Origin of the sequence: Actinomadura geliboluensis (genome assembly GCF_005889745.1) — a bacterium.
Classification (GTDB): Bacteria; Actinomycetota; Actinomycetes; order Streptosporangiales; family Streptosporangiaceae; genus Spirillospora; species Spirillospora geliboluensis.
Map to the genome: position 1 here is coordinate 1 of NZ_VCKZ01000401.1, position 8,039 is coordinate 8,039.

The 8,039-nt window shown below is 75.0% G+C and carries 8 protein-coding genes and 1 pseudogene; 5 read left to right on the forward strand and 4 right to left on the reverse strand.

Annotated elements, in window-relative coordinates; all coding sequences use genetic code 11:
• Nucleotides 1-95, forward strand: a pseudogene (locus ETD96_RS48285) (IS982 family transposase); the annotation flags it as partial.
• 27 nt (nt 96-122) lie between these two features.
• On the opposite strand, the gene ETD96_RS36375 reads toward ETD96_RS48285, so the two are convergent.
• The gene (locus ETD96_RS36375; RefSeq protein WP_138641012.1) at nt 123-1,091 is read right to left on the reverse strand and encodes a helix-turn-helix transcriptional regulator; all 969 of its coding nucleotides are present in this window, start codon (nt 1,089-1,091) and stop codon (nt 123-125) included.
• 121 nt (nt 1,092-1,212) lie between these two features.
• On the opposite strand from ETD96_RS36375, the gene add reads away from it, so the two are divergent.
• Nucleotides 1,213-2,241 (forward strand): adenosine deaminase, encoded by a 1,029-nt coding sequence (gene add, locus ETD96_RS36380; RefSeq protein ID WP_138641013.1) that lies wholly within the window; start codon nt 1,213-1,215, stop codon nt 2,239-2,241.
• Nucleotides 2,242-2,265: 24 nt separating this feature from the next.
• Here the strand turns inward: add and ETD96_RS36385 are convergent, their stop codons facing one another.
• Nucleotides 2,266-3,510, reverse strand: a complete 1,245-nt coding sequence (locus tag ETD96_RS36385) for a DUF1266 domain-containing protein (protein WP_138641014.1) — start codon at nt 3,508-3,510, stop codon at nt 2,266-2,268.
• A gap of 124 nt (nt 3,511-3,634) precedes the next feature.
• On the opposite strand from ETD96_RS36385, the gene thyX reads away from it, so the two are divergent.
• The gene (gene thyX, locus ETD96_RS36390) at nt 3,635-4,432 is read left to right on the forward strand and encodes an FAD-dependent thymidylate synthase (protein WP_138641015.1); all 798 of its coding nucleotides are present in this window, start codon (nt 3,635-3,637) and stop codon (nt 4,430-4,432) included.
• Nucleotides 4,433-4,498: 66 nt separating this feature from the next.
• A complete protein-coding gene (locus ETD96_RS36395; RefSeq protein ID WP_138641016.1) occupies nt 4,499-5,221 on the forward strand; it encodes a dienelactone hydrolase family protein in 723 nt (240 codons plus the stop codon).
• A 22-nt stretch (nt 5,222-5,243) separates the two neighbouring features.
• Here ETD96_RS36395 and ETD96_RS36400 read toward each other — a convergent pair whose 3' ends face one another.
• Entirely contained in the window at nt 5,244-5,636 is a 393-nt protein-coding gene (locus tag ETD96_RS36400) for a PaaI family thioesterase (protein ID WP_138641017.1), read from the reverse strand.
• A gap of 112 nt (nt 5,637-5,748) precedes the next feature.
• Between ETD96_RS36400 and ETD96_RS36405 the strand changes: the two genes are divergently transcribed.
• The gene (locus tag ETD96_RS36405; protein WP_478209500.1) at nt 5,749-6,549 is read left to right on the forward strand and encodes a helix-turn-helix domain-containing protein; all 801 of its coding nucleotides are present in this window, start codon (nt 5,749-5,751) and stop codon (nt 6,547-6,549) included.
• Here ETD96_RS36405 and ETD96_RS36410 read toward each other — a convergent pair.
• A complete protein-coding gene (locus ETD96_RS36410) occupies nt 6,464-7,669 on the reverse strand; it encodes a globin domain-containing protein (protein ID WP_138641018.1) in 1,206 nt (401 codons plus the stop codon). The genes ETD96_RS36405 and ETD96_RS36410 overlap by 86 nt on opposite strands.
• Nucleotides 7,670-8,039 lie beyond the last annotated feature (370 nt).

Below are 8,039 nucleotides of genomic sequence, written 5' to 3' on the forward strand. Positions count from 1 at the left end.
TCTGCCAGCGCATCACGGCGCTCAACGCCGCGATCTGGCACAACTGGCTGATCAACGCACCCGTCAAACGCTCCCTGATCGCCTACGACCATTGACCAACACCAACATTTCCCATCAACGATCTAGGCGCCGTACAGCTCCGCCAGCCGCGCGGCGCTGACCGCCATCCGCTCCCGCAGCTCCGGCGGCGCGAGGACTTCCGCCTCCGGGCCGAGCCGCAGCAGTTCCGACGCCGCGACCTCCGCCGACTCGACCGGCAGCGTGGTCGTCACCCACCCCCGCGCGTCGGGCTCGCCGGCCGCCTCCGCCGCGCGGCGGGCCGCGTACGGCTCCACCGCGTACCGCAGCAGCCGCATCCCGGCGGGGGAGAGCCGCACGGTGGCCTCCTCGCGCAGCATCGAGCGCACGAACTCGGCCGCCGCGCCGCGCCAGTGCGCGGCGAGGTCGAACTCCTCGTCCCGCTCGAAGACGGTGCCGTCCGCCCGGACGGCGGTGACGCGGTCGACCCGGTACGTGCGGTACCCCTCGTCGACCCGCGCGACCAGGTACCAGGTGCCGTTCTTCAGGACGAGCGCGTACGGGTCGGCCGTGCGCACGACCTCGGTGCCCTTGCGGCGGTAGCGCAGCTCGACGGTCTCGTCCTGCCACACCGCGCGGGCCAGCTCGCGCAGCAGCGGCGGCGGGCCGGACTCGCCGAACCAGCCGGGCGCGTCCAGCAGGAACCGCCGGCTCGCCCGCGCGGGCGCGTCCCGCAGCGCGGCGGGCAGCGCCGCGAGGACCTTCAGCTCGGCCGCCGCCAGCGCGCCGCCGCGCCCCATGTCCCCGGCCGGGCCGGGCAGCCCGGACAGGAACAGCGCCTCGGCCTCCTCGCGGGTGAGGCCGGTCAGCCGCGTCCGGTACCCGCCGACGAGCCGGTACCCGCCGCCGCGCCCCTGGTCGGCGTAGACCGGGACCCCGGCCGCCGACAGGGCCTCCATGTCCCGGTAGACGGTGCGCTCCGACACCTCCAGCTCGCGCGCGAGCTCGCCCGCCGTCATCGCCTCCCGCGACTGCAGGAGGAGCACCATCGAGATCAACCGGGCCGCGCGCACGGGCCCATCCTGCCGCACCGCGGACCCCGCCGGCGGCCCGAGGAGGTATTCCTGACGTTTTCCTGTCAGGTTCACCGCCTTCGTCTGTCGGACGGGGCGCGGTCGCTGTTAGCTTCGCGGCGTGACTTCCACCCAGAGCACCCCCATCGAGGCGTTCATCGACGCCCTGCCGAAGGTCGAGCTGCACGTCCACCTGGTCGGCTCCGCCTCGGTCCCCACCGTCCTCGAACTCGCCCGCCGCCATCCGGACGGGCCCGTCCCCGCGGACGAGCGCGAGCTGCGCGCCTTCTACGAGTTCCGCGACTTCCCGCACTTCGCCGAGGTCTACGAGGCGGTGTCCGGCCTCGTCCGCACGCCCGAGGACGTCGGCACCCTCGTCTTCGGCGTCGCCCGCGACCTCGCGGCGCAGAACGTCCGGTACGTCGAGCTGACCGTCACCCCCTACACCCACCAGCGGGCCGGGATGCCGATGCCCGCGGTCACCGAGGCCCTCGACCACGCCGTCCGCGAGGCCCGCGAGAGGCTCGGCGTCCGCGTCGCCTACATCTTCGACATCCCCGGCGAGTTCGGCGCCGAGGGCGCCCGCGGCACCCTGGAGCACGCGCTCTCCCACCCGCCGGAGGCGCTCGTCGGGTTCGGGATCGGCGGCATCGAGCAGATGCGCACCCCGCACCGGGACGCGTTCCGCGACGCGTTCGCCGCCGCCCGCGCCGCCGGGCTGCGCAGCCTCCCGCACGCCGGCGAGATGACCGGCCCGGAGACGATCTGGGAGGCGATCGAGGGCCTCGGCGCCGAGCGGATCGGCCACGGCACCAGCTGCGTGCGGGACCCGCGCCTCATCGCCCACCTGCGCGAGACGCAGCTGCCGCTGGAGGTGTGCCCCACCTCCAACCTCCGCACCGGCCAGGTCCCCGACCTGTCCGCCCACCCCATGCCGCGGATGCTGGAGGAGGGCCTGTTCGTCACGCTGAACAGCGACGACCCGCCGATGTTCGACACGACCCTGACCGGCGAGTACCGCGTCGCCGCCGAGGTGTTCGGGCTGGGCCCCGCCGAGCTGGCGGCGCTGGCCCGCAACGCGGTCGCCGCCTCGTCCCTCGGCGCCGCCGACCGCAAGGCGATCACCGACGACATCGACGCCCTGCTCTGACCGGGGGCGCCGGGCCCGGGGCGGCTAGCCCCAGGCCATGCGCCGCCACGGGCTGCCCGGGTCCTCGGCGAGGACGCGGTGGCCGGCGAGGGAGCGGTCGTACCACTCGCCGAACTCGCCCTCGTCGAACCGCAGCATCCGGCCGAGGACGTACCCGGCGGAGAACGACCCCCACGACGGGTAGACCTGGTGGGCCCGGTGCCCGGCGGTGAGGACGCACTTCTCCGCCTCGTCGGCGTCGCAGTACCCGGCGGACAGGCCCCAGCGGGCCATGTTCACCGCGCGGCCGAAGTCGTAGCCGTACACGCTCTCCACCCGCCCGTCGGGCGGGAGCAGGCCGTCCGCGCGGAACCGCGCCTCGTACCGCAGGACCGCGCCCGACAGCTCGACGACCTCCCGGACGGTCTCCTCCCCGATGTCGCGCTCGCCGCACCAGGCGGTGATCGCGGCGCGCCACTCCCGCTCCCCGGTGCCGCGCCCGCGCCGGTCGAGCACCATCTGGATCGCCGGGTCGCTGTTGCGGGCGTCGAGCAGCGCGTCCATCTGCTCGCGCCAGCCGGCGGCGTCGGTGACGCCCCAGTCGCGTTCCAGCAGCTCCTTGTCGCCGGGCTCGCCGCGCAGGGCGTTCCAGGCGGTCCCGTTCCCGACGGCCAGGTGCGCGCCGACGGCGAGCGCCGCCGCGAGCCGCCCCCACGGCGCGCTGTCCGGGTCGGTGACGAGGACGTCGTGGTCGCGGTCGGGCCGCCGCTCGGCGTCGGCGAGCAGCGCGGCGACCCGGCGGTGGCCGTCGCCGCCCGGCGGCATCTGCGCCAGCAGCTCGCGCAGCGGCCGCAGCGCGTCCCGGGGCCCGGCGTCCTCGAGGATCAGCCGCGCCGCGTGCACGCCTGCGGCGCCGGACCGCTTCGCGTCGTGCAGCGCTCCGAACGCCGACATCGCGGCCCAGGCGCGCCGCGCCGCCTCGCCGGTCCGGCCCGCGGCCGCGAGGACGTGCGCGGCCTGCGCGTCCAGCCCCGCCCGCACCTCCGCCGGCAGCGACGCGGCGCCCCGGTCCAGCGTGTCGACGACCCGCTGCGCCTTCGCCACGTCGCCCGCCGCGGCGAGCGCCCGCGCGTACCGGGCCCGCACCGCCGCCGCGTCCGGCCAGTCGCCGCGCGCCTCCATCGCCCCGGCGGCCTCCGCGAACGCGGCCGCGGCCTCGGCGGACCGCCCCTGCCGCTCGAACTTGCGCGCGCGCTCCAGCAGAGCGCCGGGATCCCCCTGAACCATCATCGAACCCTCCGAACCGAACCGTATCGGTCCACACCGTCGCGGCGGGGCCCGTCCCAGGTCGCGGCGGCACCGGCGGGGTGGTTTCCTAAGAGGCGATGCAAACGACCGGTGGGGGGATACGAGAGTGAAGAGCGTCGAGCCCGAGGTGTTCCTCGTCGCGAAGCCCGAACTGGACTACGACGAGGTCGCCCGGTACCTGCGGGACGTGGGCGGGGAGAGCTGGCTGGAGCGGCTCGACCGCGGCGACCTCGACGCGGAGCTGAACGACCCGCAGAACCTCGCCGAGTTCGCGGGCCGGCTCTGCTACCGCTCCTGGGAGCCGGGCCTCAACCCCAACGTGACCAAGATCCGCACCGACTCGGGCCAGTACCTGCAGAACATCCTGCGGAGCCTGCACGGCTCGGTGCTGGAGCACGTCAGCTTCAGCTTCGTCCTGCACAACGTGAGCCGCGTGCTGACCCACGAGCTCGTCCGGCACCGCCCCGGCGTGGCGATCTCGCAGGAGTCGCTCCGGTTCGTCCGGCTCCAGGACATCCCGTTCTGGTTCCCCGAGTGGGCCCGCGAGGACCCCGAGCTGATGAAGCGCGCCACGGCGATGCTGGAGCAGATGGAGGAGTTCCAGGGCTGGATGGCCGAGCACTTCGGCCTCGACGACGAGGGCGTGCCGTTCAAGGAGAAGAAGCACAAGACCTCGTTCATGCGCCGCTTCGCCCCCGAGGGCGTCGGCACCGGCCTGGTCTGGACGGCCAACGTCCGCACCCTGCGGCACACCCTGGAGAACCGCACCGCGCCGGGCGCCGAGGAGGAGATCCGGCTGCTGTTCGGCAAGATCGGCGAGGTGATGCGCAGGGAGGCCCCGGACCTGTTCGGCGACTACGTCGTCGAGGACGGCTCGTGGATCCCCGAGTGGCGGAAGGTCTGACCTCCGCCCTGGGGCGCCGCGGCGGGGCCTAGGCGCGCGGCGGGGGCTGCGGCATTATTGGACGGTATGTCTGACATCATGATTCCCGCGGGCGCGCGGGAGGTGCCGGGGTACCTCGCCGTCCCCGCGGGGGAGGGGCCCTGGCCGGGCGTCGTCATCGTCTTCGAGGCGATGGGCGCCAACGCGGACATGCGCGCCCAGGCCGACCGGTTCGCCGCGCAGGGGTACCTCGCCGTCCTGCCGGACCTCTACAACGGGGCGCCGTGGGTGCGGTGCGTCAGCAAGGCGATGCGCGACATGCGCGCGCAGCGCGGGCCGACCTACGACGCCATCGAGGCGTCGCGCGCGTGGCTCGCCGGGCGCGGCGACTGCACCGGCGACGTCGGCGTGTGCGGGTTCTGCATGGGCGGCGGGTTCGCGCTGGTGGCGGCGGCGAAGTACGACTTCAAGGCCGCCGCCGCGAACTACGGCATCCTGCCCCGCCGGCCGGCGGAGTCGCTGCGCGGCGCGTGCCCGGTCGTCGGCAGCTACGGCGGCGCCGACCCGACGCTGCGCGGGGCGGCGGGGAAGCTGGAGCGGGCCCTGGCGAGCGCAGGCGTCCCGCACGACGTGAAGGAGTACCCGGGCACCGGGCACTCCTTCCTCACCGGGTTCGCCCCGCCGGCCCCGCTCGGCCCGGTCGCGAAGATCGTCTTCGGGCTCGGCAGGGGGCGGGAGAACGCCGCCGACGGGTGGGAGCGGATCTTCGCCTTCTTCGGCGAGTACCTCAATAAAAAATCTACAACGTAAAGGCGCCGGGCGGGTCGGGCTGTCAGGAGCACAGGACGGCCTGGGTCTGGGTTACCTGAGCGACACGGCGGCCGCCGTCGTCGTAGAGGTCGGTCTGGACGACGATCGACGTCCGCCCGGTGTGCAGCGGGTGCGCGACGCCCTTGACGCAGCCTTCCTTGACCCCGCGGAAGAAGTTCGTCTTCGACTCCAGCGTCGTCGTGAACGTGTCCGGCGGCAGGTTGAGGAACGCACAGGCGGCGCCGAGGGTGTCGGCGAGCGCCATGAGGGCGCCGCCGTGCATGACGCCGCCGGCGGTGCAGCGCTCCGGGGCCCAGTCCAGCCGGCCGGTGACCTCTTCGGGCCCGGCGGTGTCGATGCGCACGCCGAGCGCGCGGGCGAACGGCATGGCGTCGGTGAGCTGGTCAGGGGTCATGGAGCCTCCTCGGTGAGCGTGTTCGCGTCCACCCTGGTCGCCGGGCCGTCGCGGCGTCCATTACCCGTGACGTAATCGCGGGCGTGACCGGGAGGCCGGTAGCGTCCGGAGCGTGACGACGGCGTTGAGTGACATGCGACCCATCGGCGACCAGCTGCGCGCCTGGCGGCAGCGGCGCCGGCTCAGCCAGCTGGAGCTGGCGTCGGAGGCGGACGTGTCGACCCGCCACCTCAGCTTCGTGGAGACCGGGCGCTCCGCGCCGAGCCGCGAGATGGTGCTGCGGCTCGCCGAGCACCTGGACGTGCCGCTGCGCGACCGCAACCTGCTGCTGGTGGCGGCCGGCTACGCGCCGGTGTTCGACGAGACGCCGATCGAGGAGCCGAGGATGGACGCGGTCCGGGCGGCGCTGAAGCAGGTGCTGGCCGGGCACGAGCCGTACCCGGCGGTGGTCGTCGACCGGTTCTGGAACCTCATCGACGCCAACGGCGCCGCCGCGCTCTTCATGGAGGGCGCGCCGCCGGAGCTGCTGGAGCCGCCGCTGAACGTGCTGCGGCTGAGCATGCACCCGGACGGGATGGCGAAGAACATCCTGAACCTGGCCGAGTGGCGGGCCCACATGATCGACCGGGTGCGGCGGCACGTCGCGCTCACCGCGGACGCCTCGCTGACCCAGCTCTGCCGGGAGCTGCGGAGCTTCCCCGGGGACGTCGGGGAGGCGATCGCGCCGCCCGCCGGGCACGACGTCTTCGTCCCGCTGCGGATGCGGTTCGACGGCCGGGAGCTGTCCTTCTTCAGCACGATCGCGACGTTCGGCACGCCGATCGACATCACGGTCGCGGAACTGGCGATCGAGTCGTTCTATCCGGCGGACGCGCCGACGACGGAGTACCTGCGGGAGCGGGCGGGCTGGTGACCGCCCCGCCGCCGCACGCCGGCAGGTCGTGGTGGACGCGGGGCGCCGGCACGCCGAGCCGCCGCAGCGCCGCGGCCGCGGCCCGGACGAGCGGGGCGGGCCCGGCGACGTAGGCGGTGTGGTCGCGGACGCAGTCCAGCAGGCCGGGCAGGACGTCCTGCACGTGGCCGGTCAGCGCGCCGGGGCCCGCCGACCGGGACAGGACCGGGACGACCCGCAGCCGCGCGGACGCCGCCTCCAGCCGGCGCAGGTCGGGCAGGTCGTAGAGGTGGTCGGCGGTGCGCGCGGCGACCAGCAGCCGGACGTCGCGGCCGGATCCGGCGGCCTGCTCGGCCAGCGCCTTCATGGGGGCGAGCCCGGTGCCGCCGCCGATCAGCAGCAGGTCGCGGCCGGGGTCGGGGTCGAGGGTCATCTCGCCCTCGGCCGGGCCGAGCAGCACGGTGTCGCCGGGCGCGGTGGCCCGGACCAGCGCGCCGCTCACCCAGCCGCCGGGGCGGGCCCGGACGTGCAGGCGCAGCGTGCCGTCCGGCCGGGGCGCGTTCGCGATCGAGTAGGGCCGCCACATCCGGGGCCAGCGGGCGGTCTGCACGCTGACATGCTGCCCGGCGGCGAAGGGGAGCGGCCGCTCGGGGCGCAGCGTGAGAACCGCGAGGTCGGGGGCGCGGCGGTCGTGGGCGGTGACCTCGGCGGCCCACCACGGCGGGGACTGCGCGGCGTCCCGCTCGGCGGCGCCGATCATGGCCTCGGCCGCGCGCGTGTAGGCGGCGGTCCAGGCGGCCTCGGCGGCGGGCGTCCAGCAGTCGGCGGCGAAGACGCGCAGCGTGGCGGTGAGCGCGGCGCCGACGGCTTCGTAGTGCTCGGGCCGGACTCCGTACTTGCGGTGGCCGCGGCCGAGGCGGCACAGGTGGGCGGCGAGGCCGGCGGGGTCGTCCGGGCTCCGCACGATCCGGGCGAGCGCCTGGAAGAACCGGTCGTGCTGGCGGCCCATCGCGGGCGGGAACAGGGCGCGCAGGTGGGGCTCGGCCGCGAAGAGGCGGCCGTAGAAGTAGCTCGTCGCGCCCGCCGGGTCGGCTTCGAGACGGGCGAAGCAGTCGTCGGCGGTACGGGGTTCCGGTGGCATGTCCGGGCTCTCTCCCTGGCCTTCGGGCCTGGCACCGGCGGTCGCGGCGGGTCCGGGTGCCCGGCTGGGTGAGATTCTCTCGCCGAACGCGGTGCGTACTCAACCGGGCGGTCGCGTCGGGGCGCCCGCCGCTGCGCAGGGTGAGCGCCCGTGCGGCGGTGGTGACCGCTGGGGCCCGCGATCGAACACGGATACTGACCGGTATCGGCGGATGGCGTGGCCGGGCCGCGGCGGCCGGTCCGGCGGTGGAGGAGGAAAGCACTCCCCGGTGGAAGTTCGGCCGCGTCGCGGCGATCTGACCGCTTCGGACTGCGAAGAGCCGCCGCCTGCGGCAAGCTGGCCGGGAGAAAAGGCCGTGAGGGGGCAGTCT

What these genes read in the sequence shown, in the direction of transcription:
- ETD96_RS36400 (WP_138641017.1), bottom strand. Translation starts at nt 5,636, where the DNA reads ATGACCCCTGACCAGCTCACCGACGCCATGCCGTTCGCCCGCGCGCTC.
- ETD96_RS36410 (WP_138641018.1), bottom strand. Translation starts at nt 7,669, where the DNA reads ATGCCACCGGAACCCCGTACCGCCGACGACTGCTTCGCCCGTCTCGAA.
- ETD96_RS36385 (WP_138641014.1), bottom strand. Translation starts at nt 3,510, where the DNA reads ATGATGGTTCAGGGGGATCCCGGCGCTCTGCTGGAGCGCGCGCGCAAG.
- ETD96_RS36395 (WP_138641016.1), top strand. Translation starts at nt 4,499, where the DNA reads ATGTCTGACATCATGATTCCCGCGGGCGCGCGGGAGGTGCCGGGGTAC.